Annotated in this window: 1 protein-coding gene; it reads right to left on the bottom strand. The window is 61.2% G+C overall.

What is annotated here, in order from left to right:
• The coding region (locus tag KIP88_RS45895) for an IS701 family transposase (protein ID WP_214494637.1) at positions 1-783 on the bottom strand (783 nt) is incomplete at both ends.

Here is a 783-nt window from a genome sequence, read left to right as displayed (position 1 = left end):
CTTGGTGGAGGCTGTTTCTGAGGGGGGAATCGTTTCTCGCTCGGAGACCAGAAATCCGTAGGCGGCAATGCACAGTGTTGCGTGATGGTGGAAGCCACGCCAGCTTCGCCCCTCGAAGTGGCCAAGGCCAACTTCCTGTTTGAGTTCGTGGTAGTCGCGCTCAATGCGCCAGCGCAGCTTGACGATATCGACGAACTGACGGAAGCCAATGTTCGCCGGAAGCGTTGACAACCAATATTTGGTCGGCGCCTCCTCGCCTGCCGGCCACTCGATCAGCAGCCATTCCTCCGGCCGGCTTTCGGCGCGCCAGTAATCTCGATGTGCCGGACGGACGCGCACACGGGCAAAGCGCGAGGACAACCGTTTTGCCGTACCCTCACGCCACGTGATCTTGTGCCAAGCATGTGATCGCAGGCCGATCGCAAGCTTCTTGGCCGAAATCGGTCGGTGCTTGCTGTCACGCCGCAGCAACTTTGGAGGTCGCCCGTTCCCCGACCACTTCTTCGGCGGCCGCGGCCCAGTTCCAGGCGTCCATACCGATGTTTGTGGCAGGATGCCAGCCACATAGCTCAGGCCAAGTGCGGTGATATCTCCACGCAGAGCGGTGTCGGTGCCATAGCCGGCGTCCATCAGTACCACGCCGCGCGGCAAGCCCGCCGCACAGGCCCAGCGCAAATGATCGAGTGCAATTGCCGGCTTGGTCTTGAAGGTAATCTCCTTGGGTACACCGGCTTTGCGCCGACGTGTACGGTCCGTCACCCACTCCTTTGGCAGATACAGACG

It is taken from the genome of Bradyrhizobium sp. SRL28 (assembly GCF_018596315.1).
Lineage (GTDB): Bacteria > Pseudomonadota > Alphaproteobacteria > Rhizobiales > Xanthobacteraceae > Bradyrhizobium.
Note: the sequence above shows the minus strand (reverse complement) of the source record. Positions and strands in the feature narration are given on the sequence as shown.